General features: G+C 64.1%; 24 protein-coding genes. 14 read left to right on the plus strand and 10 right to left on the minus strand.

The window, feature by feature from the left end; genetic code table 11:
• Window positions 1-52 precede the first annotated feature (52 nt).
• From C8C89_RS15275 to C8C89_RS15310, 8 genes are read left to right on the plus strand one after another with little or no spacing between them, the layout of a single operon-like run.
• Window positions 53-745, plus strand: coding sequence for an amino acid ABC transporter permease (locus C8C89_RS15275; RefSeq protein WP_101481698.1), 693 nt, complete (start codon window positions 53-55; stop codon window positions 743-745).
• 1 nt (window position 746) lies between these two features.
• Entirely contained in the window at window positions 747-1,397 is a 651-nt protein-coding gene (locus tag C8C89_RS15280; protein WP_101481697.1) for an amino acid ABC transporter permease, read from the plus strand.
• Window positions 1,384-2,118: an amino acid ABC transporter ATP-binding protein gene (locus tag C8C89_RS15285; protein WP_133990771.1), complete on the plus strand. Its 735-nt coding sequence runs from the start codon at window positions 1,384-1,386 to the stop codon at window positions 2,116-2,118. Before C8C89_RS15280 ends, C8C89_RS15285 begins: the two co-directional genes overlap by 14 nt.
• Window positions 2,115-2,861: a TIM barrel protein gene (locus C8C89_RS15290; protein ID WP_133990773.1), complete on the plus strand. Its 747-nt coding sequence runs from the start codon at window positions 2,115-2,117 to the stop codon at window positions 2,859-2,861. The genes C8C89_RS15285 and C8C89_RS15290 overlap by 4 nt, the downstream gene beginning before the upstream one ends.
• The gene (locus C8C89_RS15295; protein WP_279587393.1) at window positions 2,858-3,847 is read left to right on the plus strand and encodes a sugar kinase; all 990 of its coding nucleotides are present in this window, start codon (window positions 2,858-2,860) and stop codon (window positions 3,845-3,847) included. Before C8C89_RS15290 ends, C8C89_RS15295 begins: the two co-directional genes overlap by 4 nt.
• 18 nt (window positions 3,848-3,865) lie before the next feature.
• Window positions 3,866-4,825: a D-glycerate dehydrogenase gene (locus tag C8C89_RS15300; RefSeq protein ID WP_133990775.1), complete on the plus strand. Its 960-nt coding sequence runs from the start codon at window positions 3,866-3,868 to the stop codon at window positions 4,823-4,825.
• A 35-nt stretch (window positions 4,826-4,860) separates the two neighbouring features.
• On the plus strand, window positions 4,861-5,883 hold the full coding sequence (locus C8C89_RS15305) for a porin (RefSeq protein ID WP_133990777.1): 1,023 nt from the start codon (window positions 4,861-4,863) through the stop codon (window positions 5,881-5,883).
• A 12-nt stretch (window positions 5,884-5,895) separates the two neighbouring features.
• On the plus strand, window positions 5,896-6,897 hold the full coding sequence (locus C8C89_RS15310; protein ID WP_133990779.1) for a Gfo/Idh/MocA family oxidoreductase: 1,002 nt from the start codon (window positions 5,896-5,898) through the stop codon (window positions 6,895-6,897).
• A gap of 72 nt (window positions 6,898-6,969) precedes the next feature.
• On the opposite strand, the gene lysS is transcribed toward C8C89_RS15310, so the two are convergent.
• From lysS to C8C89_RS27185, 4 genes are all read right to left on the minus strand, one after another.
• Window positions 6,970-8,499, minus strand: coding sequence for a lysine--tRNA ligase (lysS, locus tag C8C89_RS15315; protein WP_101481691.1), 1,530 nt, complete (start codon window positions 8,497-8,499; stop codon window positions 6,970-6,972).
• Between the two features lie 18 nt (window positions 8,500-8,517).
• Window positions 8,518-9,213 carry an HAD family phosphatase gene (locus C8C89_RS15320; protein ID WP_133990781.1) on the minus strand — a complete coding sequence of 232 codons (696 nt, stop codon included), beginning with the start codon at window positions 9,211-9,213 and terminating at the stop codon, window positions 8,518-8,520.
• A 2-nt stretch (window positions 9,214-9,215) separates the two neighbouring features.
• Window positions 9,216-10,320, minus strand: a protein-coding gene (gene prfB, locus C8C89_RS15325; protein ID WP_133990783.1) for a peptide chain release factor 2 whose coding sequence is annotated in 2 segments (ribosomal slippage) — window positions 9,216-10,238 and window positions 10,240-10,320 — 1,104 coding nt in all. Because the reading frame shifts where the segments join, the coding sequence is not laid out codon by codon here.
• Window positions 10,237-10,524 (minus strand): hypothetical protein, encoded by a 288-nt coding sequence (locus C8C89_RS27185; RefSeq protein ID WP_180338394.1) that lies wholly within the window; start codon window positions 10,522-10,524, stop codon window positions 10,237-10,239. Before C8C89_RS27185 ends, prfB begins: the two co-directional genes overlap by 84 nt.
• Between C8C89_RS27185 and C8C89_RS15335 the strand changes: the two genes are divergently transcribed.
• Window positions 10,523-12,568: a bifunctional 2',3'-cyclic-nucleotide 2'-phosphodiesterase/3'-nucleotidase gene (locus tag C8C89_RS15335; RefSeq protein ID WP_133990788.1), complete on the plus strand. Its 2,046-nt coding sequence runs from the start codon at window positions 10,523-10,525 to the stop codon at window positions 12,566-12,568. The two genes, C8C89_RS27185 and C8C89_RS15335, sit on opposite strands and share 2 nt — an antisense overlap.
• A 29-nt stretch (window positions 12,569-12,597) precedes the next feature.
• Entirely contained in the window at window positions 12,598-13,056 is a 459-nt protein-coding gene (locus C8C89_RS15340) for a sel1 repeat family protein (RefSeq protein ID WP_133990790.1), read from the plus strand.
• A gap of 1 nt (window position 13,057) precedes the next feature.
• Here C8C89_RS15340 and C8C89_RS15345 read toward each other — a convergent pair whose 3' ends face one another.
• Both C8C89_RS15345 and C8C89_RS15350 read right to left on the minus strand, forming a co-directional pair.
• Window positions 13,058-13,471, minus strand: a complete 414-nt coding sequence (locus C8C89_RS15345) for a hypothetical protein (RefSeq protein ID WP_133990792.1) — start codon at window positions 13,469-13,471, stop codon at window positions 13,058-13,060.
• A gap of 24 nt (window positions 13,472-13,495) precedes the next feature.
• Entirely contained in the window at window positions 13,496-14,404 is a 909-nt protein-coding gene (locus C8C89_RS15350) for a hypothetical protein (protein WP_133990794.1), read from the minus strand.
• 377 nt (window positions 14,405-14,781) lie between these two features.
• Between C8C89_RS15350 and C8C89_RS15355 the strand changes: the two genes are divergently transcribed.
• From C8C89_RS15355 to C8C89_RS15370, 4 genes are all read left to right on the plus strand, one after another.
• Window positions 14,782-15,939 (plus strand): ABC transporter substrate-binding protein, encoded by a 1,158-nt coding sequence (locus tag C8C89_RS15355; RefSeq protein ID WP_101481684.1) that lies wholly within the window; start codon window positions 14,782-14,784, stop codon window positions 15,937-15,939.
• 85 nt (window positions 15,940-16,024) lie between these two features.
• On the plus strand, window positions 16,025-16,915 hold the full coding sequence (locus C8C89_RS15360; RefSeq protein WP_133990796.1) for a branched-chain amino acid ABC transporter permease: 891 nt from the start codon (window positions 16,025-16,027) through the stop codon (window positions 16,913-16,915).
• A 7-nt stretch (window positions 16,916-16,922) separates the two neighbouring features.
• Window positions 16,923-18,866 carry a branched-chain amino acid ABC transporter ATP-binding protein/permease gene (locus C8C89_RS15365; protein WP_101481682.1) on the plus strand — a complete coding sequence of 648 codons (1,944 nt, stop codon included), beginning with the start codon at window positions 16,923-16,925 and terminating at the stop codon, window positions 18,864-18,866.
• A gap of 10 nt (window positions 18,867-18,876) precedes the next feature.
• Window positions 18,877-19,599 (plus strand): ABC transporter ATP-binding protein, encoded by a 723-nt coding sequence (locus C8C89_RS15370; RefSeq protein ID WP_133990798.1) that lies wholly within the window; start codon window positions 18,877-18,879, stop codon window positions 19,597-19,599.
• Between the two features lie 143 nt (window positions 19,600-19,742).
• Here C8C89_RS15370 and C8C89_RS15375 read toward each other — a convergent pair whose 3' ends face one another.
• From C8C89_RS15375 to C8C89_RS15390, 4 genes are all read right to left on the minus strand, one after another.
• Complete coding sequence (locus C8C89_RS15375; RefSeq protein WP_133990801.1) at window positions 19,743-20,063, minus strand: DUF2288 domain-containing protein; 321 nt, start codon at window positions 20,061-20,063, stop codon at window positions 19,743-19,745.
• Between the two features lie 53 nt (window positions 20,064-20,116).
• Window positions 20,117-20,815 (minus strand): RES family NAD+ phosphorylase, encoded by a 699-nt coding sequence (locus C8C89_RS15380; RefSeq protein WP_208327703.1) that lies wholly within the window; start codon window positions 20,813-20,815, stop codon window positions 20,117-20,119.
• 2 nt (window positions 20,816-20,817) lie between these two features.
• Window positions 20,818-21,255, minus strand: coding sequence for an MbcA/ParS/Xre antitoxin family protein (locus C8C89_RS15385; RefSeq protein WP_046682984.1), 438 nt, complete (start codon window positions 21,253-21,255; stop codon window positions 20,818-20,820).
• 136 nt (window positions 21,256-21,391) lie between these two features.
• Window positions 21,392-24,010, minus strand: coding sequence for a putative Ig domain-containing protein (locus C8C89_RS15390; RefSeq protein WP_133990803.1), 2,619 nt, complete (start codon window positions 24,008-24,010; stop codon window positions 21,392-21,394).
• Window positions 24,011-24,073: the final 63 nt, after the last annotated feature.

The following is a 24,073-nucleotide window of genomic DNA, read 5'->3' on the forward strand; positions in this document are numbered from 1 at the left end:
GCGCCACCATGGTGGCGCCGCCGGGGATGTGCACGTAGATAAGGAGTTGAGTATGCCGTATGAATTTCATTTCGAGCTCGTCATGCAATCGCTGGACCGTCTGTTGTGGGGCGCGGCGCTGACGATACGCCTGAGCGCCCTGGCGATGGTGCTGGGACTGGCGGTGGGCGTGTGCGCCGCCGTCATCCTGAAGAACGGTCCCGCCTATGCCCGCGCTTTGGTGCGCGCGTATGTCGAGGTGATCCGCAGCACGCCGTTCCTGGTGCAGCTGTTCATCATTTACTTCGGCTTGCCGTCGCTGGGTCTGCAGCTGGACGCGAATGGCGCCGCGCTCGTCGCCATGACGGTCAATCTGGGCGCCTATGCGGCGGAAATCGTGCGCGCCGGCATAGGCGCCGTGCATCCGTCCCAGCTGGAGGCGGCTCAGGCGCTGGGCATGACGCGCTGGCAAGTGATGCGCCATGTAGTGCTGCTGCCGGCGCTGGAAAAAGTGTATCCGGCGCTGGCCAGCCAGTTCACGCTGATGATGCTCGCCTCGAGCGTGGTGTCGGCCATTTCCGCCGAAGAGCTGACTGCCGCCGCCCACCTGCTCGATGCGGAAACCTTCCGCAGTTTCGAGATCTACATCGTCGTGATGGTGCTGTACATCCTGCTGGCCCTGCTGTTCCGCTTCAGCTTCTGGGTACTGGGCCAGATCGTCTTCAAACGCCGCCGCCGTCTGGGCGCGGTGCGCATGGGAGCATGACATGATCAGTGATTTTTCCTGGGATAACCTGCAATTTCTGCTTGAGGCCACGCGCTGGACCATCGGCCTGTCGCTGATCGTTTTCATCACGGGTGGCATCGCCGGCTTCGCGGTGGCGCTGCTGCGCACGGCGCGCAGCCCGTTCCTGCGCTTCATCAGCGCCCTGTACATCCAGCTGGTCCAGGGCACGCCCGTGCTGATCGTGCTGTTCCTCACCTATTACGGCCTGGCCTTGTTCGGCTACAAGCTGTCGCCGATCATCGCGGCCGGCGCGGCGATGACGATCTTTGCCAGCGCCTACCTGGGCGAGATCTGGCGCGGCTGCATCGAAGGCGTACAGCGGCAGCAGTGGGAAGCATCGGCCGCGCTGGCGCTGAACCGCTACCAGCAGCTGCGCTACGTCATCCTGCCGCAGGCGCTGCGCCATTCGTTGCCGCCGACGGTGGGCTTCATGGTGCAGATCATCAAAAACACTTCGATCACCTCGATCATCGGCGTGGTGGAACTGACGCGGGCAGGGCAACTGGTCAGCAACGCGACCTTCCTGCCTTTCATCGTCTTCCCCGTCGTCGCCCTGATCTACTTCGCGATGTGCTACCCACTGTCGCGCTACAGCCATTCACTGGAAAGGAAATTCCATGCCCATCGTTGAAATTGACAATATCAGCAAGAGCTTCGGCGCCAATCACGTGCTCAAGGGCGTTTCGTTCGCCGTCGAGCGTGGTCAGGTCATCGCCGTGATCGGGCGCAGCGGTTCCGGCAAGAGCACCATGCTGCGCTGTATCAACGGCCTTGAAACCATTGACAGCGGCAGCATCGTCGTGGCAGGCCATACGCTGACGGCGCGCCAGGAGCATTTGCTCGACTTGCGCAAGGATGTCGGCATGGTCTTCCAGAGCTACAACCTGTTCCCCCACCTGACGGTGGAAGAAAACGTCATGCTGGCGCCGCGCATCGTCAAGAAGGTGCCCGACGTGCAAGGCCGCGCCACGGCGCTGCGCGTGCTCAAGCAGGTGGGCCTGGACCACAAGCGCGACGCCTATCCCGAGCAGCTGTCGGGCGGCCAGCAGCAGCGCGTGGCAATCGCCCGTTCGCTGGCGATGGAACCGCAGGTGATGCTGTTCGACGAAGTGACGTCGGCGCTCGACCCGGAACTGACGCAGGAAGTGCTGAAGGTGATGGAAGAGCTGGCGCAGGCGGGCATGACGATGCTGCTGGTGACGCACGAGATGGAGTTCGCGCGGCGCATGGCCCACGTCACCGTCTTCATGCACCAGGGGACGGTGTGGGAGAGCGGGCCGTCCGAAGCCTTCTTCAGCAATCCGCAAACGCCCGAAGCGCGCCAGTTCGTCGGCGCGGGAGCGATCAAATGAGCCCCGTTCTGGTGGCAGCGTCGGCCTACGGCGCAAGCAGGGTAAGGCAGCTGGGTCAAAGCCATTTCATCGACGTGGTGGCCGATGCGGGCGGCGCAGGCATCGAAATCCGTCGCGAACTGTTCACCTCCGACTTGCCGGACCTGGCGCGCATGGGCGCGGCAGTGGCCGCGCGCGGCCTGTACTGCGTGTATTCCACGCCCATCGAATTGTGGGGCGCGGACGGACTGCTGCAGCAGGAGCTGCTGCAGCAGATGCTGGACGAGGCGGCGCGCTTGGGGGCGCGCTACCTGAAGGTGTCGCTGGGCCATTACCCGGCCGCGCCGGACCTGCAGGCCTTGAACGCCCAGCTGGCGGCGGCGCCCGTGGCGCTGCTGGTTGAAAACGACCAGACGGCCCATGGCGGCAAGCTGTCAACTATGGCGCGCTTCCTGGCGGCGGCGCGCGAAGGCGGGCTGCCGGTGGGACTGACGTTCGACATCGGCAACTGGCGCTGGGTGGGCGAGGATGCGCAGCAGGCGGCACGCCTGCTGGCGCCGTATGTGCGCTACGTGCATTGCAAGGCTGTCCTGGAGGACGCTGGCCGGCTGTCCGCCTGTGCTGTCTCCGAGGCTGATCCGGCCTGGCGCACCGTCTTCGCGTACTTTGCACCGGGCGTGCAGCGGGCCATCGAATTCCCGCTGGAGGGGGCAGACCTGGTGGCCGAAACGGGCCGCTACATCCAGATGCTGGAGGCCGCATGATGCCGCATGAGGAGGGCCGGGCAGAAGAGGGGCAGGCTGCGTATGCGCTCGACGTCGTCACCTACGGCGAGGCGATGGCGATGTTCGTTGCCGAGGAAACGGGGGACCTGGCGGCCGTGGCGCATTTTACGCGCCGCCTGGCTGGCGCCGAGACGAATGTCGCCATCGGCCTGGCACGCCTGGGGCTGAAAGTCGGCTGGCTGAGCCGGGTGGGCGACGACTCGTTCGGCCGCTTCATCCGCGCCAGCGTGCAGGCCGAAGGCGTCGATTGCAGCCGGGTCGTCGCCGTCGCCGGCCAGTCCAGCGGCTTCCTGCTCAAGGAAAAGGCCGAGAACGGCGCCGATCCGCTGGTCGAATACTTCCGCAAGGGTTCCGCCGCCAGCCGGCTGGCGCCCGAGCACTTCGACCCCGCCTATTTCCTTTCCGCGCGCCATTTGCACGCCACGGGCGTGGCGGCGGCTCTATCCGAGACCAGCCTGGCGTTCGCCGGCCAGGCGCTCGACTTCATGCGCGACCATGGTCGGAGCGTGTCGTTCGATCCGAACCTGCGGCCCTCGCTGTGGCCTTCGCAAGCCGTCATGGTCGAACAGATCAACCGCCTCGCCGCCAAGGCGGACTGGGTACTGCCCGGCCTGGGGGAAGGGAAAATCCTCACCGGTCACGACCTGCCGCACGACGTCGCCGGCTTTTATTTGCAACAGGGCGCGCGGCTGGTGGTCATCAAGCTGGGTGCCGAGGGTGCCTATTACCGCACGGCCGATGGCGACAGCGGCATGGTGCCGGGCGAGCGCGTGGTCAACGTGGTCGACACGGTGGGTGCCGGCGACGGCTTCGCGGCCGGCCTGGTCAGCGCCTTGCTGGAAGGCTTGCCGCTGGCGCAGGCGGTACGGCGCGGCAACCGGGTCGGCGCCTTCGCCATCCAGGTGGCCGGCGACATGGAAGGTTTGCCGACCCGCCCCCAGCTCGATGCGCTGGTCCCATCTTGAACCGAACAGGGGAAATACATGAAAAAAAATGTCGTTGTCTATAAAAAGCTGGCCGAACCGCTGCTGGCGCGCCTGCGCGCGGAATGCGATGTGACGTATTTCGAGGCCATCGATGCGGGCAACCGCGCCGCGTTCGCTGCCGCCATCCGTGGCGCGCACGGCTTGCTGGGTGCCAGCGTGCGCCTGGACCGAGAACTGCTGGACCCGGCTGCCGGGCTGCGCATCATTTCCACCATTTCGGTGGGCGTCGACCAGTTCGACGTCGATTACCTGCGCGAACGGGGCATCTTGCTGGCCAATACGCCGGACGTGCTGACGGAAACGACGGCCGACACGATCTTTGCGCTGATCCTGGCCAGCGCGCGGCGCGTCGTCGAACTGGCCGAATTCGTCAAGGCTGGAGGCTGGACGCGCAGCGTGGGCGAAAGCCAGTACGGCGTCAACGTGCATGGAAAAACCATCGGCATGCTGGGCATGGGCCGCATCGGCCGCGCCGTCGCCCGCCGCGCCGCGCTGGGTTTCGGCATGCAGGTGCTGTACGTGAACGGCGAAGCGGTGCCGGAGGTGGAGGCTGCGCTGGGCGCGCGCCAGGTGGCGCTCGACGAGCTGCTGGCCGGGTCGGACTTCGTCTGCGTGGTCCTGCCGCTGACGGCGCAGACGGAACGCATGATGGGCCGGCGCGAGTTCGCCCTGATGCGCCGCGGCGCCATCTTTATCAATGGTTCGCGCGGGCGCATCGTCGACGAGGCGGCGCTGATCGAGGCACTGCAACAGGGCCAGATCCATGGTGCCGGCCTCGACGTGTTCGAGCGCGAGCCGGTGGCGCCGGACAATCCGCTGCTGGCCATGGCCAATGTGGTGGCGCTGCCGCACATCGGCTCGGCCACGCATGAAACGCGCTACGCCATGGCGCAGCAGGCCGTGGACAACCTGCTGGCCGGCTTGCGCGGCGAGCGTCCGCGCTACCTGGTGAGCTAAGAACAGTATCGATAAAAAGACAGACAGGGCAAGACATGAAGAACAAGGTTGTAGGAGCAATGATCATCGGCGCCGGCGCTTGCGGCGGCCTGTGTTGCGCGCAGTCGAACGTGTCGGTGTTTGGCATAGCGGACATGGGCGTGGTGTCCGAAAGCGGCGGTGCCGGCGGCAGGGTGCTCAAGCTGACCAGCGGCATCGCCAACGGCTCGCGGCTGGGTTTCAAGGGCAGCGAAGACCTGGGCGGCGGCATGACGGCGATCTTTACGATGGATGCGGGCATCCTGGCTGACACGGGCGCTTCGGCTCAGGGCGGCCTGCTGTTCGGGCGCCAGGCTTTCGTCGGCCTCGCCGGCGAGGCGGGCACACTACGGCTGGGCCGCCAGTACACTTTTATCGATAGCAGCCTGGGCGCGCTGGATCCGTTTTACCTTGGTTTTGCGGGCAGGATGAGCAATGTCTTCACGGCTGGCTACATCAGCCGGGTCGATAACAGCATTACCTACAGCTCGCCCGTGCGCTGCGGCCTTTCCGGCGAACTGGCGTACGGCTACGGCGAAGTACCTGGCGACGCGGCGGCAAAGCGCTACACCGGCGCCGCGGCCACCTATGCCAGCGGGCCACTGTATGTGCGCATGGCACACCAGGACGCCAACACCCTGTCGGCCGCGCTGGTGAGGGGAAGGGCGCGCAACACGGTGCTTGGCGCCACCTGGGACTTCGGCGTGGTCAAGGCGCACGGCGCCGTTGCCGTCAGCAAGAGCTCGGCGGGCGCCGCCACCACGGTCGATAGCGCGGACCTGATGCTGGGCGCCACCTTGCCGGTGGGCCCGCACCGCGTATTGTTCTCGTACGTGCGGCGCGACGACCGGCGCGCCGCCAACGGCGACGCTTCCCAGATCGGCATCGGCTACACCTATGCGCTGTCGAAGCGCAGCACGTTGTACGCGGCCTATGCGCATATCGACAACCGCAACGGCGCCGCCTACGTGGTGGGCAACGCCACTGACAACGGCAGCGGCAACCAGGCCTGGAACCTCGGCCTGCGCCACACTTTTTAACTGGAGAATCGAATGAAGAAGATCGGATGGATTTTGGTCGGCGCCAGCACCGTGGCGCGCGAATGGATGGTCGACGCGATCCGCCAGCAGGGCGACGCGGAAGTGCTGGCCGTGGTCAGCACGGATGCCGCGCGCGGCGCCGCCTTCGCCGAGCAGTTCGGCATCGGCGCCAGTTATACCGACCTGGATGCGGCGCTGGCCCATCCGGGCGCGGAGGCCGTGTACATCAGCACCACCAATGAGTGGCACATGGCGCAGACCTTGCAGGCGGCGCGCGCGGGCAAGCACGTGCTGTGCGAAAAGCCGCTGGCGCTGAACATGGACGACGCCCGCCGCATGGTCGACGGCTGCGCCGAAGCGGGCGTGGTGCTGGGGATTAACCACCACCTGCGCAACGCCGCCAGCCACGGCAAGGTGCGCGAGCTGATACGCGCGGGCGAGATCGGCCAGCCCCTGTATTGCCGCGTGCTGCACGCGAACAACCTCCCGCAGCACCTGCGCGGCTGGCGCCTGGACGCGCCGGAATCGGGTGGCGTCACGCTCGACATGTTCGTGCACGACGTCGACACCTTGCGCTTTTTGCTGGACTCGGAGCCGCGCCATGTCACCGCCTGTGCCACCAGCGGCGGCATGACGGTGGCCGGGCTGGAAGAGGGTTTGATGGCCGTCATCGAGTTCGATAACGGCGCCCTGGTGCAGGTGCACGACGCGTTCAATGCGCCGTATTCGCTGTCGGGAGTGGAAATCATCGGCAGCAAGGGCACCATCTTCGCCACCGGCGTGATGACGCAGCGCCCCGTCGGCACCATTTGCCTGACCCGTGATGGCGGCAGCGTCGACATCCCCGTCGAACATGAAAACCTGTATGTGCGCTCGGTGCGCGCCTTCCAGCGCGCCATGCGCGGCGAAGGGCAGCCGGCCGCCACTGGCGACGATGGCATGCGCGCGCTGGCCACGGCGCTGGCGGCGCAGCAGGCCAGCCGCAGCCACCAGCGCGTGACCCTGGCCGGCTGATAGCAGGCCGCATCAGTAAAAAAGCCGCCTGATCTTGCGATCAGGCGGCTTTTTACTGGCTTGCGTCCGTGATTAGTCTTCGCGGCGCAGGTGAGGGAACAGCAAGACGTCGCGGATGTTCGGCGAATCCGTGATGATCATCATCAGGCGGTCGATGCCGATGCCGCAGCCGCCGGCTGGCGGCATGCCGTATTCCAGCGCACGGATGTAGTCGGCGTCGTAGAACATCGCCTCTTCATCGCCTGCGTCCTTGGCGGCCACTTGCGCCAGGAAGCGGGCTGACTGGTCTTCCGCGTCGTTCAACTCGGAGAAGCCGTTGGCGATTTCGCGGCCCACCATGAACAGTTCAAAACGCTCGGTGATGCCGGCCACCGTGTCGGAAGCGCGCGCCAGTGGCGACACTTCGACAGGGTAGTCGATGATGTAGGTCGGTTCCCACAGCTGCGCTTCAGCCGTCTCTTCGAACAGCGCCAGTTGCAGCGCGCCCAGGCCGGCCGTGGCGAACGGCTTGACGCCGAATTTCTTCAGTTCTTCCTTGATGAATTCCGCATCGTTCAACTGCTCGGCAGTGTAGCCCGGAGCGTACTTGTTGATCGCTTCGACGATGGTCAGGCGGTGGAACGGCTTGGCCAGGTCCAGCTCGCGGCCGCCGTAGGTCAGGGTGGCGGTGCCGTGCGCATCAATGGCGGCCTGGCGGATGACGGCTTCCGTGAAGTCCATCAGCCATTTGTAGTCGGTGTAGGCCGCGTAGAATTCCATCATCGTGAATTCAGGGTTGTGACGGATCGACACGCCTTCATTGCGGAAGTTGCGGTTGATTTCGAACACGCGGTCGAAGCCGCCCACGACCAGGCGCTTCAGGTACAGCTCGGGCGCGATACGCAGGAACATTTGCATGTCCAGCGCATTGTGGTGCGTGATGAATGGTTTGGCCGCGGCCCCGCCCGGGATCGTGTGCAGCATCGGCGTTTCCACTTCCATGAACTCGTTCTTTTCCATGAAGCGGCGGATCGACGAGATGGCGGCGGTACGCGCCTTGAAGGTGCGACGCGTCTCTTCGTTCATGATCAGGTCGACGTAGCGCTGGCGGTACTTCGTTTCCTGGTCGGCCAGGCCGTGGAATTTGTCCGGCAGCGGGCGCAGCGACTTGGTGATCAAACGCAGTTCGGTGACCTTGATGGTCAGTTCGTCCGTCTTGGTCTTGAACAGTGTGCCTTGCACGCCCAGGATATCGCCCAGGTCATAGTGGTGCAGGGCGGCCATGGCCGCTTCGCCCGTCAGGTCGAGCGTGGCGTAGATCTGGATGCGGCCGTCGGCTTTCGGGCCGGAAGCGTCTTGCAGGGTGGCGAAGGCGGCTTTCTTGCCCGCTTCGCGCTTGAGCATCATGCGCCCGGCCAGCACTACGTGTACGGGGTTTTCTTCCAGCTCTTCGCGCGTCTTGGCGCCGTATTGCGCATGCAGGTCGGCTGCCTTGTGCTCGGGGCGGAAGTCGTTCGGGAAGGCGACGCCTTGTTCGCGCAGTGCTGCCAGCTTGACGCGGCGCTCGGCGATGATCTTGTTTTCATCGGGGGCGGCGGCTTGTTCTTGGATATCCGTAGTCATGGTGTTCTTCGTTGGTGATTATTGATGATGTGGCGCCAGCGCTGGCGCCACGCTGGCAAACAGTGCGTCGACCTCGAGTGCGGAGAAATCCGGCACGATGGCAATGACGTTGTCGAAGGCAGCAAACGCCTCGGCCGGCAGAGTGGTGGTGAGTACCACGACGCGCATGCTGGCACGGCGCGCCGCTTCCACGCCCAAGGGCGCGTCTTCAAAGACGATGCAGTCTTGCGGCAGTGCGCCGGCCAGTAGCGCGCCCTTCAGGAACACGTCCGGGTGCGGCTTGCCCCGTTCCACGTCGGCGGCGCCGACGATGGCGTCGAAGCGGTGCCGCAGGTCCAGGCCGTCGAGCGTGAACGCGATGTTCTCGTCTGGTGCGGCGGTGCCCACCACCAGCGCTACGCCGTGCTGGCGCGCGCTGGCGATCAGCTGGCCGAAACCGGCCACCGTGGCCAGGTGCGGGCCATACAGTTCGCGGTAGACGACTTCCTTTTCAGCCAGCAGGGTGACATGGTCGACATCCTCGCCCAGGTACTTGGCGATAATTTCGTGTCCTTGCCGTCCTGCCGTGTCGCGGAAAAAGGCGTCCGCATCCAGCGCATGGCCCTGTCGTTCAAAGAACGCCAGCCACGAGGTCGTGTGGAAGGCCATGTTGTCGACGATCGTGCCATCCATGTCGAACAGGAAGGCACGCCGGACTGGAACGGATGCATTCATCCTTACACGCCTTGTTTCAGCGAGGCGGAGATGAATTCGTCGATGTCGCCATCGAGCACGCCCTTGGTATTGCCCGTCTCGAAACCGGTGCGCAAGTCCTTGATGCGGGACTGATCCAGCACGTAGGAACGGATCTGGTGGCCCCAGCCCACGTCCGTTTTCGAGTCTTCCAGCTTTTGCTGCTCGCTCATGCGTTTGCGCAGTTCATGTTCGTACAGCTTGGCTTTCAGCATTTCCATCGCTTCGGCGCGGTTGCGGTGCTGCGAACGGTCGTTCTGGCACTGCACCACGATGCCGGTCGGCGCATGGGTCATGCGGACGGCGGAGTCGGTCTTGTTGATGTGCTGACCACCGGCGCCCGACGCGCGATAGGTATCGACGCGGATATCGGCCGGGTTGACGTCGATCTCGATCGAATCGTCGACTTCCGGATACACGAACAGCGACGTAAACGAGGTGTGGCGGCCATTGGCCGAGTCGAATGGCGACTTGCGTACCAGGCGGTGCACGCCCGTTTCCGTGCGCAGGAAGCCGTAGGCGTGATCGCCCTCGACCTTCAGGGTGGCCGTCTTGATGCCGGCAACCTCGCCGTCGGACTGCTCCAGGATCTCGACCTTGAAGCCCTTGCGTTCGCAATAGCGCAGGTACTGGCGCAGCAGCATCGAAGCCCAGTCCTGGGCCTCCGTGCCGCCGGCGCCGGCCTGGATGTCGATGAAGCAGTTGTTCGGGTCCATCGGATTGTTGAACATCCGGCGGAACTCCATGCTTTCGATGACCTTGCGGATTTCCTGCACGTCCTGCTCGATCGCTTCCAGGGTATCGTCGTCGCCTTCTTCGCGGGCCATGTCGAACAGGTCGCGGGTGTCGCGCAGGTCGGCATCCGCCTTAGTCAGCGTGAAGACGATGGCTTCCAGCGCCTTCTTCTCTTTACCGAGGTCCTGGGCGCGCTTGGGATCGTTCCAGACGGTCGGATCTTCCAGTTCTTCGTTGACTTGCTCTAGTTTCTCCGACTTGACAGTGAAGTCAAAGATACCTCCGAAGTTCGGCTTCGCGGACCGTCAGGTCGTTGAGCAGGGCGGAGATGATATTGATGCGTTCGGCTTCCATAATGTTCTGGTCTTCTATGGTGAAATCAAACCTTGAATTATACGCGAGCGCGGCGCGTTTCCGCTGCCGCTGCGGCGCAATTGCTGCTGCACCGGGCAATAAAATGACGATTTTGCTATATTTGCGACAATATTTTTGCCTTGAAGATGGCTGCCGTGCTGCGTATGATGCTGGCCATATTGTCTTTCCACAGGAATAACTCATGTGCCAACCCTTGCGCCAACTCCCCCGTCTCGCCCTGTTACCGCTGCTGCTGGCTGGCTGCGGCGCCTTGCCGCCCGCCGCCCACGAACCGGCCCGGCCTCTGGCAGCGGCGCCGGCGGGCAGCAGCGCCACCCTGGCCCTGCTGGAGACGACGGACTTGCACGCGAATGTACTCAGTTATGATTACTACAAGCTGCAGGCGGAGCCCTCGATCGGCCTGGAACGCACGGCGGCACTGATCGCGCAGGCACGTGCCGAGTTCCCGAACAATCTCCTGCTCGACAACGGCGACACCATCCAGGGCACGGCGCTGGCCGACTACCAGGCCCTCGTGAAACCGCTGGCCTGCGACCAGACCCTGGCCATCTACAAGGCCATGAATCTGCTGAAGGTCGATGGCGGCGGCATCGGCAACCACGAATTCAACTACGGCCTGGCGTTTTTGAGCCAGGTGACGGGCAACCGTTTTGACGTCGACAGCGTCGACGCGGCCAAACCGCGCTGCGCCGGCCCCGCGTTCCCGCAAGTGCTGGCCAACGTCTACAGCGCCAAGACGGGCAAGCCCCTGTTTGCGCCGTATCACATCATAGACAAGCAGATCACGGCGACCGGCCCCGATGGCAAGGCCATCACGAGCACCGTGAAGGTCGGCATCATCAGTTTTGCGCCGCCCACCATCATGGCCTGGGACAAGCGCTGGCTCGAAGGCCGCGTCTACACGCAGGGCGTGCGCGAGACGGCGGAAAAATTCATTCCCGAGATGCGCGCCAAGGGCGCCGAGCTGGTGGTGGCGATCTCGCACGGCGGCCTGGATAACAGCCCGTACTCGCCCACCATGGAAAACGGCAATTACTACCTGTCGCAAGTGCCGGGCGTGGACGCCATGCTGATCGGCCACTCGCACCAGCTGTTTCCGAACGCCAGCAGCACGGTGCCGCAGTTTAATTTGCCCGGCGTCGACAAGGCCCGTGGCCTGGTCAATGGCGTGCCTACCGTGATGGCCAATTTGTGGGGCAAGCACCTGGGCGTGATCGGTTTGCGCCTGCGCCATGACGGCAAGCAGTGGCTCATCGACAAGAGTGCCACCACGGTGGAAGCGCGCGGCATCCAGAATGCGGACAAAAGCTATGTCCAGCCCGATGCGGCCATCGCCAAACTGGTGGCCGAGGAACACGCGGCCACCATCGCCTACGTGCAGACACCGGTTGGTGCCACGGACTTCCGCATGTCGACGTATTTCGCCGACGTGGGCGACGTCAGCGCCATTGAAGTGGTGAACCAGGCGCAATCGGGCTACCTGGCCGCCTATGTCAAGGCGAACTTGCCGCAGTATGCGCACCTGCCCGTGCTGTCGATGTCATCGCCGTTCAAGAGCGGCTCTGCCGGCGTGTCCGATTACACGGACGTCAAGGCAGGCAATGTGGCGCTGAACAACGCGGCCGACCTGTATTTGTATCCGAATGCGCTGTATGGTGTGAAGATGAATGGCGCGGAGCTGAAAGCCTGGCTGGAACAGTCGGCGCAGCGTTTCAATACCATCGCCCCGCACAAGACGGAGCCGCAGGAACTGGTCAACACGGCCCACCCGAGCTACAACTTCGATACCATCACCAGTGCTGACGTGCGCTATCAAATCGATGTCACGCAACCGCCGGGCCAGCGCATCAAGGCGCTTACCTATAAGGGCAAGCCGATGGACGCGGGCCAGGAATTCCTCATCGCGACAAATAACTACCGCGCCAGCGGCGGTGGCAATTTCCCCGGCCTCGACGGCAGCAAGACGGTGGTGGCCTCGCCCGACAACAACCGCGAACTGCTGATCGCCTACGTCACGCAGCAGAAAAACCTGACGCGCGCGAAAAACGGCTCGGCGCGCAGCTGGCGCTTTGCCAAAGTCGCCACGAAAGGCCCGGTGGTCTTCCATTCGGCGCCGAACGTGATCGACCTGGCGAAAGCGGCCGGTATCGATAACGTCACGCAGCTGAAGGCCGACGATGGCGCGGGCAAGGGCTTTGCGCTGTACCAGCTCGACCTGTCCAAATGAAGCGGGCGGCATGGCTGCTGGCAGCCGCCTTGGCGTCACCCCTGGCATTGGCGGCGCCCGATGTCACGGCCCGGGCCAAGGTGTTGATGCGCGCGGGAGTAGCGTCCCAGCCGCAGGCGCGCGCCCTGTTCGAACAGGCGGCGGGGCAGGGCAGCGGCCCCGCTGCGTATTACCTGGGCCTGATGCTGAAAAACGGCATGGGCGGAGCGCAGGACAGCGCCGCCGCGCTGCGCTGGCTGGAGCTGGCCGCGCAGCGCCAGGTGGCGCCGGCCATGTTTATCGTGGCGAACATGCTGCAGGATAGCGACGAGGGCAGGGCGCGTTTCTGGCTCGACGCTGCCTGCGACCTGAACTACCCGGAAGCGCTGCAGCAGAAATCCGTGGCGCTGGCGGAGGGACGCATGGGCTATGCGCACAACGAGGAGCAGTCCTTCCTGTACCTGAAAATGGCCACGCACGCGATGGGACACCGCCCGCCGGAACCCTGAGCTAGCCTGGTACATCTTTTTTTGGCTTGGCCCGCAGGCTGGCCGCAGCCTCGCCGATGGCGAACGGGTCGCGCGACAGAATGGCTGCGCCCAGGTCGACCAGCCTGGCAGCGGCGACTATGGCCGCCTTGATGTCGGCGATGCGCTTGAGCTGCAGCTTGCCCTTGGCAATGGCACCCTCGATATCGCCGCGTGCCTGCTCGGCGCCTGCGGCGGTCAGGTAAATGCCATAGGCCCGAAACAGGGCCACCATCTGGTCCAGGTGGTCTTCATATTGCTCCAGCAGCGCGCGCTCGTCCGGCGTCAGCGCCTCCCGTTCGCGGATGCGCAATTCCAGCACCAGGTTTGACGCTTGCGCCAGGCTGTCGGCGATGGCGTAGCTTTGGTCCTTCGTCAGTTCGGTCAGTTGGGCCATGGGATACTCCTGTGTGCGCGCCGCTTACCAGCGGGCGGCGCCATAGAAAACAGCCTGTTTTTGCAGCGTGTCGACGTGGCGTGAAAACTGCGCCAGTTGCCGTTCCAGTTCGGGCGCCTGCAGGTGTTCGAGATTGCTCCGCAGCGCGGCCACGCTGGCTTGCAGCGCGTCGACGGCGGCGACATACGCGGCGACGATCTTTTCCCTTTCTTTCAATTGCCGTCCTTCCAGGTACAGACGCGTGCGGATGTAGTTGGCGGCCAGCGGTTCGCGCGGCGCGGACTTGTCGACGGCGCCGCGCAGCAGGTCCAGGTCGCGCAATTCATCCTGCAAGCCGGCACGGTAGCTGCGCTGGGCATACTCCTTGAGCGCATTGCTGACAATGTCGATGGCTTCCTGCTCGTCGAGCAGTTCGCGCAAGGCCGATTTCTGCAGGCGCTGCGTGGCCAGCCGGCTCAGGTGTTCGCTCAGTTTCATCACCTTGTCCAGCCTGCCCGCATCGAGTAGGGGCGCACCGCCATCCGGCTGTGCCAGGCCGCTCAGCGCATCGCCGAGTTCGCCAAGCTCTTCCTTGTAGACAGGCAGCTTGTCACCGGCCAGCGCTGCCAGGGTGTGGGCAAAGCGCAGCAGGACGTCGTTCAGGCTGGCGACCGACGCGCTGGCCTGCGCGATGGTGGCGCAATCGGCGCGCGCCGCCTGCTCGCTGGCTTGCGCATCGAAACGCTCTGCCAGGATCAGACGCTTGCGCATGGCCTTGTCCATGCAGCTATGGACGCCGCCCGCCAGCATGGGTTCGAAGTGGACCGACATTTTCTGCGTCTGTTCGGCGAAGGTGCGCACGGGCGCCAGGTCGGTGGCGCAACCGCCCAGCAGCAGGCTGGCGATGGCGCCAGGCAGCAGGAAAAAAAGGCAGGTGTTCGACGGGCGCTGCATATGGCCTCCATGCGGTAGGTGCGGTTGACTGGACCGGCGCGCACGCGCTGGCATGGCCGACGTTAGCATGCTGGACAGTGCCCGTATTGCGCCAGATCAGGGGCCGGGGGAATAGCAGAGCTCGTCTGCTTGCCTGTCGCGTTTTGCCACAGTCAGGTTGGCGAATGGCGCAGCTGCGAAAATTTGCGTCATATTTTCCTTACAAAAGACTGACATCGGGCCAGAAAACCGGTCTTTTCTGCATGTTGCGATGCGTCATATGTAGTTGTTGCTGGTGCATGTTTACTCACCTACAATGATTTATCGATGGGGCGGTTATCCAGCGTACGACTATAAAAATAAGTGGCATTAAAAACGTTGTATCAGAGGAGATGACAATGAATTTGAAACAGAAATTGCTCGTGGCAAGTTTGGTTTTGGGATTCTCGCAGGCGGCAGTCGCAGCCGACCCCATCAAGATCGGCGTGTCCGGTCCGTTCACGGGCGGTTCCGCGCCGATGGGCGTGTCGATGCGCGACGGCGTCAAGCTGGCTGTCGCTGAAATCAATGCCAAGGGCGGCGTACTGGGACGTTCCCTGCTGCTGATCGAACGCGATGACGAAGCCAAGAACGAACGGGGCGTGCAGATCGCCCAGGAGCTCATCAACAAGGAAAAGGTCGCCGCCACCGTCGGCTACATCAACACAGGCGTGGCCCTGGCTTCGCAGCGCTTCTACCAGGAAGCGAAAATTCCCGTGATGAACAATGTGGCGACGGGCTCCATCGTCACCAAGCAATTCGCCGACCAGCCGGAAAACTACATCTTCCGCAATGCGGCCAATGACACCATCCAATCCGGCATGATCGTGCACGAGGCGATCGAAAACCGCAAGTTCAAGAAAGTGGCGATCCTGGCTGACTCCACCAACTATGGCCAGCTGGGCCGCGAAGACCTGGAAAAGGCGCTGGACAAGAAAGGTATCAAGCCCGTTGTCGTTGAAAAATACAACATCAAGGACGTCGACATGACGGCCCAGCTGCTGAAAGCCAAGCAGGCGGGGGCGGAAGTCGTGCTGACCTACGGCATCGGCCCGGAACTGGCGCAGATTGCCAACGGCATGGAAAAACTGGGCTGGAAAGTGCCGCTGATCGGCAGCTGGACCCTAGCCATGGGCAATTTCATCGATAACGCGGGCAAGAACGGCGACGGCACGCGCATGCCGCAAACCTTCATCCAGGATGCCAGCACGCCGAAGCGCAAGGCCTTCATCGACGCCTATGTGGCCGCTTACAAGCCATCGGGCGGCCGCATGCCGTCGGCCGTGTCGGCTGCGCAAGGCTACGATTCCATCTACCTGCTGGCCGCGGCCTTCAAGCAGGCGGGCGGCACCGATGGCCCGAAAGTGCGCGCCGCGCTGGAAAACCTGACGGAAAAAGTGGAAGGCGCCGTCACCACCTACAACAAGCCGTTCAGCAAGACCAACCACGAGGCGATCACGGCCGACCTGACCGTTTTCGGTGAAGTCAAGGACGGCAAGGTCGTCCTCGCGAAATAAGCCTGGCGGACACCTGCCACGCCATGGCCAGCCTTGAGGAATCAGGACTGGCCATTTTTTTATCTTCCGTCCTTCGGGGAATACCATGGAAATCTTCCTGCAGCTAGTCTTCAGCGGCATCGCGCTGGGCATGATTTATGCCGTCATCGCCTTCGGCTACCAGCTGACCTTTGCCACGTCCGGCACCCTCAACTTCGGCCAGGGCGAATCCCTGATGCTGGGCGCGCTCGTGGGCCTCTCTCTGGTGGGCACCATCCACGGCGGCCCCTACATGAGCTATCTGCTGATGATCCCCGTCGTCATCGCCTTCGGCGCCTTGCAGGGCGTGTTCGTCGAATGGATAGGCGTGCGGCCCGCGATCAAGATCAAGTCCGAATTCGGCTGGATCATGTCGACCATCGCGCTGGCCATCATCTTCAAGAACGTGGCGGAAAATATCTGGGGCAAGGATGACCTGACATTCCCGTCGCCCCTATCAGCCGCGCCATTCAAGGTGCTGGGCGCGAACGTACAGCCGATGCAGGTGGCCGTCATCGTTGGCGCGCTGGCCATCATGCTGGCTGTCGAAGTGTTCAACCGCAAATCGATCTACGGCAAGGCCGTGGTAGCGACAGCCAACGACCGCGACGCGGCAGGTTTGATGGGCATCAACACGGGCATGGTCATCACCTTTTCCTACGCGCTGTCATCGGCCACGGCTGCCTTCGCAGGCGTGCTGGTGGCGCCCCTGACGCTGACGGGCGCCACCATGGGCGCCTCGCTGGGCCTGAAGGCCTTTGCCGTGGCCATCATCGGCGGCCTGACCTCGGGCGTGGGCGCCATCGTCGGCGGCCTGATACTGGGCATCGCCGAGACGACCACCGGCTATTACATTTCCACCGGCTACAAGGAAGTGCCTGGCCTGCTATTGCTGCTGCTGGTGCTGGCCATCAAGCCGTCCGGCCTGTTCGGCAAAGCCGCGATCAAGAAAGTCTGAGGATCACATGAACAAGAAAATCACCATGCTGGCGTTGAGCGCGGCGGGCCTGGCCGCACTCGTGCTGTTCCCCATCGTCATCCCGAATCCCTATTACATCCACCTGGCCGAGACCATCCTGATCTACGCCATCCTGCTGTTCGGCCTCGATATCGTCGTCGGTTACACGGGGCAGGTATCGCTGGGCCATGCGGGCCTGTTCGGCATCGGATCGTATGCCACGGGCGTGCTGGTGTTCAAGCTGGGCCTGCCGTTCTGGCTGGCCATCCCCGCCAGCATCGTGGGGGCGGCCCTGTTTGGCGCCATCCTGGCCTTGCCGGCCCTGCGCGTGACGGGTCCCTATCTGGCCATGGTGACCCTGGCCTTCGGCACTATCGTGCAAATCCTGATCAATGAAATGAGCTTCCTGACGGAAGGCCCGATGGGCATCAAGATCCACAAGCCCGTCATGTTCGGGCACAAACTGTCGGAAGTGGAGTACTACTACATGGTCGCCGCGCTGATGGTGATTTCGCTGGTGGTCGTGCACCGTATCTTGAAGTCGAACCTGGGGCGGGCGTTTGAAGCATTGCGCGACAGTCCCATCGCCTCGGACTGCATGGGCGTCTCCGTCTATCGCTATAAAGTCTATGCCTTCGTCATCAGCGCCGGTTTCGCCGGCCTGGCCGGCAGCCTGTACGCGTATTCGGAAGAATACATTTCGCCCAATACCTACAACTTCGAGCTGACGATCTTGTTCCTGCTGGCCGTCATCATGGGCGGGCGCAAGACGCGCTCGGGCGCCCTGATCGGCGCCCTGATCGTCGTCATGCTGCCCAGCCTGCTGGCGGACATCGAACTGTTCCGCAAGATCGCTGTCGCTGCCGCCGTGCTGGGGGTGATCGGTTCCATCTACATGCTGGCCAAGAAGCGCTCCACGGTGCGCGGCGTGCTCGTGCCGCTGGTCGCCACCATCGGCCTGGCCGCATATTCCTATAAACTGGACAATATGATCGACTGGCGCCTGACCATCTTCGGTCTGATGACTTTATTTGTCGTCTACTACCTGCAGGACGGCATCGTCGGGTTCCTGATGAGCTTTATCGGCAAGGGCCGGCGCCATGTGCAGGCCGTCGCTTCGCACGGCGTGGCGCCTTTTGACCACGCTCTGGGCGGCCAGCGCGGCGAAACGCTGCTGCGCGTGGACCAGGCCCTGATGCAGTTCGGCGGCCTGAAAGCGCTGAACCAGGTGGACTTGAACGTCACGCAGGGCTCCGTGCACGGCTTGATCGGACCGAACGGCTCGGGCAAGAGCACGATGATGAATGTGCTGACGGGCATCTACAAGCCGACGGCGGGCAAGGTGGAATTTGCCGGCGCCGTGATTTCCGGCCGCACGCCGTCCGAGATCGCGCTGGGCGGCGTGGCGCGCACCTTCCAGAACGTGCAGCTGTTCGGCGAGATGACGGCGACCGAGAACGTGCTGGTGGGCTTGCACAACACCTTCAAGTCGAACGTGCTGGACGTGATGCTGCACACGCCCCGCTACAAGCGCGAAGAGAAGGCGGCGCGCGAGCGGGCCGCCAGCATCCTGGAATTTGTCGGCCTGGCCGACCTGGCCAACGAAGAAGCGCGCAATCTGCCATATGGCAAGCAGCGGCTGCTGGAAATCGGCCGTGCGCTGGGTCTCAACCCGCGCCTGCTGCTGCTCGATGAACCGGCGGCGGGCCTGACGGCGCCCGACATCAAGGAACTGATGGCCATTATCCGCAAGATCCGCGAGCATGGCATCACCATCATCCTGATTGAGCACCACATGGACGTGGTAATGGCCTTGTCGGACGTGGTGACGGTGCTGGACTTCGGCCAGAAGATCGCCGAAGGCGCACCCGCGCTTGTCCAGAGCGATCCAAAAGTGATTGAAGCCTACCTGGGCGGCAGCGCCGACACCCTAAGCCCTGCGGCGCACTGAGAGGAAGACCATGCTGACCATTCAAAATCTGCACGCCGCCTACGGCAAAGTCGAAGTCTTGCACGGCATTTCGCTCGACGTCCCGAAGGGCAAACTGGTGACCCTGATCGGCTCGAACGGGGCCGGCAAGACCACCACCATGCGCGCCATTTCCGGCATGCTGAAACCCAAATCGGGCACTGTCACCCTGGGCGGCAAGGATGTCACAGGGCTCGACTCGCACCGCATCGCACGCGCCGGCCTGGCCCATTCGCCGGAAGGCCGGCGCGTGTTCGCCTCCATGTCGGTGACGGACAACCTGCTGCTGGGCGCCTTTCCCCGCTTTACGCGCTCACGCCCGAAAGGCGACATCAAGGGCGACCTGGACAAGGCGCTGGAGCTGTTCCCCCGCCTGAAGGAGCGGCGCGACCAGCTGGCTGGCACGCTCTCGGGCGGCGAGCAGCAGATGCTGGCCATGGCCCGCGCCGTGATGCTGAATCCGGAAGTGATCTTGCTGGACGAGCCGTCGATGGGCCTGGCACCGATCCTGGTCGAGGAGGTTTTCCGCATCATCACGAGATTAAAGGCGGAAGGCGTGACCATGCTGCTGGTGGAGCAATTCGCCGCCGCCGCCCTGAACGTGGCCGATTACGGCTACGTGCTGGAAAACGGCAGCATCTCCGTGCATGGCCCGGCCGACAGCCTGAAAAACGATCCGAAGGTGATTGCGGCCTACCTGGGCGGCGGGCACTGACGAGCAGACAATGCGCTTGCTGCGCATTGTCAAACCTGCCACGCTGCGCGATACGACTTTCCGTAGTGTAGGCAGGGCGTTATGCGTACAACGACACCGCATTCCAGGCATACATCGCTGCGCCTGATGCTCGAACGCAGTCTTTAGTGTTTCGTCGGCTTGTCCTGCTGCACCAGAATAAACGGGCTGACGACGACAGCCCACAGGGCCGCATCGGCCGCTTGCCAGTCCAGCGCCTGCTGGTCCGACACCTTGGCTACTTTGCCATCGACCATCCATTGCGTGATGCTGGTCTTGTCGTCGTGCGAGATGCGCACGGCCACTTCGACCAGATCGAGTTCATTGGCGACCCAGACGACATTGCCCTGGGCGAAGTGCTTTTCCAGTTCGCTCCAGGCCAGGCGGGCCGTTTCGCTGTTGACTTTGAGGCGCAGTTCGGTGTCTTTTTCAGGATTGGTTTGCATGCGATATATCAAGTTGCGGTGAGTCGGGTGCCGTTGCGCGCGCTAGGCTTGCCTTACAGGGCTTCCACGCGCGGCGTCGGCGTACCCTGCCATGTTAACCGATAGGCGGCGCCTTTGCGAACATTGCCCACCAGGGCAGGGCGGAAGCAGGCCAGGTTGGTGCCGCTGGCGTGCCGGACACTGGGGAAGATCACGCCCATGGAGCCCGCTTCGAGCAGGATGGCGGCCAGGTCTTGCGAGGCGATATAGCTGGCCGGGTCCAGGCAAGCCTGGTAGCGCTCCTGGCCGCGCAGGTCGTGGAAACTGGCGGAAAAATCGGCCAGCAGCGACTGGTAACTGACGCTGTCGTCGAAATAGTCGATTTCCTGGTATTCCACGGTTTTATGAAAAATGATCTCGGCCAGCGCCGTTTGCATGTCGAAGGCGCAATACCAGGCGCCCCGCTCGCCATCGTTGAAACGCGCCCCTTCCGGGCGGGCGTAGGTATAGGCGGCGTTGATGATGCGAAAGTTCGGTACGCCAAAAACCAGCTCGTCCACGCCAATTCCTGGCGCGCCGCCATACTCGGCCACCAGGCGCGCGTTGGTCGCGTTATCGAGTTCGAACAGCTCGCGCAGGTGCTCGTCGTCCTCGGCCAGGGGCGCCAGCACGGAGTCTTCCATGTCGGCGAAGCGCGAGGGTATCAAACGGCAAGTGTCGATCTGGCGCAGGGCGGCCAGCGGCGGCAGGTGTGCATTCGCGGCGGCAGGCACGATTACAGCCCTCCGCGGCGCGCGTCGAGCAGCTTGCGCACGGTCTGCATGGCCAGCAAACCGCCGGCCAGCATCTGCGACAGGGGCGTGCGGCCGCCGAAGATGGGGTTCTTGTTGGGCAAACTCACCCATTCGTCGGCCAGCTTGTCGCCGTACAGGATGTGCAAGGCCTTGTAGATGCCCAGCAAATAGGAAATGCGCGTGATGCGGTCCACTTCCAGCACGCGATCCGGGTGCTTCTTCCACTCGTAATAGGCGCTGCTGGACAGGCCGCCCAGCAATTCGCGCGCATCATCGTCGCGTAGCTTCCAGGCGGCGGCCAGCTTGAAAAAACCCTTCAGTGCCGCCTGCGACAAGCGCTCGCGTTCGGCTTTGGCGTTCAAGTCGACAAGCACGGCCGGCTCGAAGCGGCTTTTCGGATAGGCGTAGGCGAGATTCATGGCACTCCTCCAATGGAACTCTGTTTATGGACTATATATACTCCTTTTCCGGATTCTTTGCAACGGTCGCATGCATGAAAAACGGGGCGCGCCAGGACGTGTGTCCCGGTGCGCCCCGTTGGCGGGCCGTGCAGGCTTATTTTGCCGTGACGGTGACCGGCACGGTCAGTTGCGCCGTCAAGCCGTTATTGTCCAGCGCCACCAGCTTCAGCGTATAGCTGCCGGCCACCGGCTGCGGCCAGTAGGCCGTGATGGTCAGGCCGCTCATGGAAAACTGCATGCCCAGCGGCGCGCCGTTGATCGAGACCTGCAGCGCGTTCGCGCCAGGTGCCGTCAGCACGATGCTGCCGCTCATGGCCTTGCCCGCCACGCCCGTCATGGCGGCGGCGCTGATCGTGGGACCGGCAGCGGCGATTTTCACTGTGGCCACGGCCTGGCCGCTCAAGCCCGTCTTGCTATCTTTAGCGATGATGGTCACGTTGTAGCTGCCCAGCACGGGCTTGGCCCAGCTGACGACGCCGGCGGCATTGATGCTCATGCCGGACGGCGCGCCCGACAGGCTGTAGGTGACGGGGTTGGGCGCCACTACCGTGGTGGCGAACGACAGGGCAACACCGGGCTTGCCGCTGACGCTGGCTACTGACACCACGGGTGGCAGCGGGGCGGCGATGGCTACCGTATAGATGCCCTTGCCGCTCAGGCCAGTCTTGCTGTCGGTGGCTGTCACGGTGACGGCATAGGTGCCGGCAACGGGGGTGGCCCAGCTCACCAGTCCGGTGCCGCTGATGCTCATGCCGGCCGGCGCGCCGCTCAGCGCGTAGCTGACGGGATTGGCGGCCGTGACGCTGACATTGAATGCCAGGGCCGTGCCAACTTTGCCCGTGATGGCTCCGGCGGCGACGACGGGCGGCGCGACAGGGGTGATGACGATGCTGTAGGCGCCCTGGCCACTGAGGCCGCTGACGGTATCGCGCGCCACCATGGTCACGGCATACTTGCCCGCAATGGGGGCGGCCCAGCTGACCACGCCCGTGGCGGCGATGCTCATGCCGGCCGGCGCGCCCAGCATGGTGTAGCTGAGGGGGTTCGATGCGCTGGCCGAGACGGTAAACGATAGAGGCTTGCCGGCTGCGCCGCTGATGCTGGCAGGCGCCACCACGGGGGCGGCGGGGGCGATCTGCGTGCCCGACAGGCTGGCCAGCAGGTTTTTCACGTTCGGCGTGCCCAGGCCGCCCAGCGGGTCATAGCCGATCCTGGCCGTGCAAACGCTGCAGCTACCGTTGCTGCCCCGCGTGATGTCGGCAAAGCTGCTGGCAAAGGTGCCGGGCACGGTGGCGATCTGGCTGTACAGCATGCTGTGCGGCAAGCCGAGCGCCGTTTTGGCCTGCAGCGTGCGGCTGGCGTTGGCGATGGCGACCAGGCCGGCCCACTGTGGGGTGGACAGGCTGGTGCCACCGATGCTGAGCCAGCTGGCGGTGCTGCTGCCCTGCGCCATCACGGCCGTGTACTGGCCAGTGGCGGGGTCGGCATTAAAGGCCACGTCGGCCACGTTGCGCCGTAGCAGATTGGTCAGGCCGGGTACGTTGGCCGTCTGGTAAGTGGGCAGTGCCGTATAGGCGCTGATGCCGCCGCCCGTGCCGGACCAGGCCGCTTCGCTGCGCACGCCGCTGCCGCTGTAGCTGAGCGTGGTGCCGCCCACGGCCAGCACGTTGGGCGACACGGACGGCCAGGACACGCCGCTGCCCGAGTCGCCCGTGGCGGCCAGATAGCTCATGTTCTTGCCCGTGAAGGCGCTGTCGACGGAAGCCGTCCAGCTGCCTTCGGCGGCGCCAAAGCTCATTGACACGACGCCAGGCCCCATCAGGTTGGCCAGGCGCACGGCGCCCAGCAGGCTGTTGATGGAAGCGTCTGGCGCCTCGATCAGCACGATGCGTGCCAGCGGCGCCGTGGCATGCGCCCACTGCACATCGAGCGCGATTTCCATGGCCCAGCCCGAGTTATAGGCGGGCGCCGTGGCCGTCATGGTGCTCGATGGCGTGTTGTAGACGACGGAAAACTCGCAGCCGCTGGCCGGCGCTGGTGGCAAGGGCAGGGTGGCATTGGTGGCGATGGCCTTGGTGGTGCAGCCGGGCAAACCGAACTTCTGGTTGAAGATGGCCAGTTCTGCGGCCGCGTTCGGGTTGTGCATGGCGTCGACGATATAGATCGTTTGCCCCGCGCCCAGCTGGGCTGCCTGGCTTGGCGTCAGCGCCGTGCCCGCTGCCGGTAATGCGGGCAAGTCGTAGGCGGCGCGGATTTGCGCGGGAGAGTACGTTGCCACCGCGCTGCTGCCAGCCATGGGGGCGGCGGTGTCCGCCGCGCCGCCGGCTTGCAGCGGCGCGATGTCCTGTGCCGTCTGTTCCGCGGCGGCGATCTTTTGCGCCGTCAGGCGGCGCGTGCTGATGTTCGCCATGGCGCCGGGCACCCGCTGCATGTGCGGGCGCCAGTGGGCCGAGCCGCTGCTGTTGGCGCTGTCGCGCCCGTCAGGCGCATCGAGCAGGGCGGGGGCCGCATGGAACATCGGCTGCGCCACCAGCGCGCCGACGGCGGCGGGGATGACGGGTACCTCGACAGTGAATTGGGTTGCCGCCGTGGCAATCACGGCGGGCGGCGCCGATGTCTCCTGGCCGGGGCCGCAAGCGCCCAGCAGGATGGCGGCAGTGGCGCCCAGAAGCAGGTGCCCGTGACGGGGATGCAGGGGGCTGAATTTTTTCATGGCGAAACTCTCCGAGTTGGCGAGGGCCACATCTCGACAATGCATCCTGGCATGGTGCCGCGC

It is taken from the genome of Janthinobacterium sp. 75 (genome assembly GCF_004365495.1).
Lineage (GTDB): Bacteria > Pseudomonadota > Gammaproteobacteria > Burkholderiales > Burkholderiaceae_D > Janthinobacterium.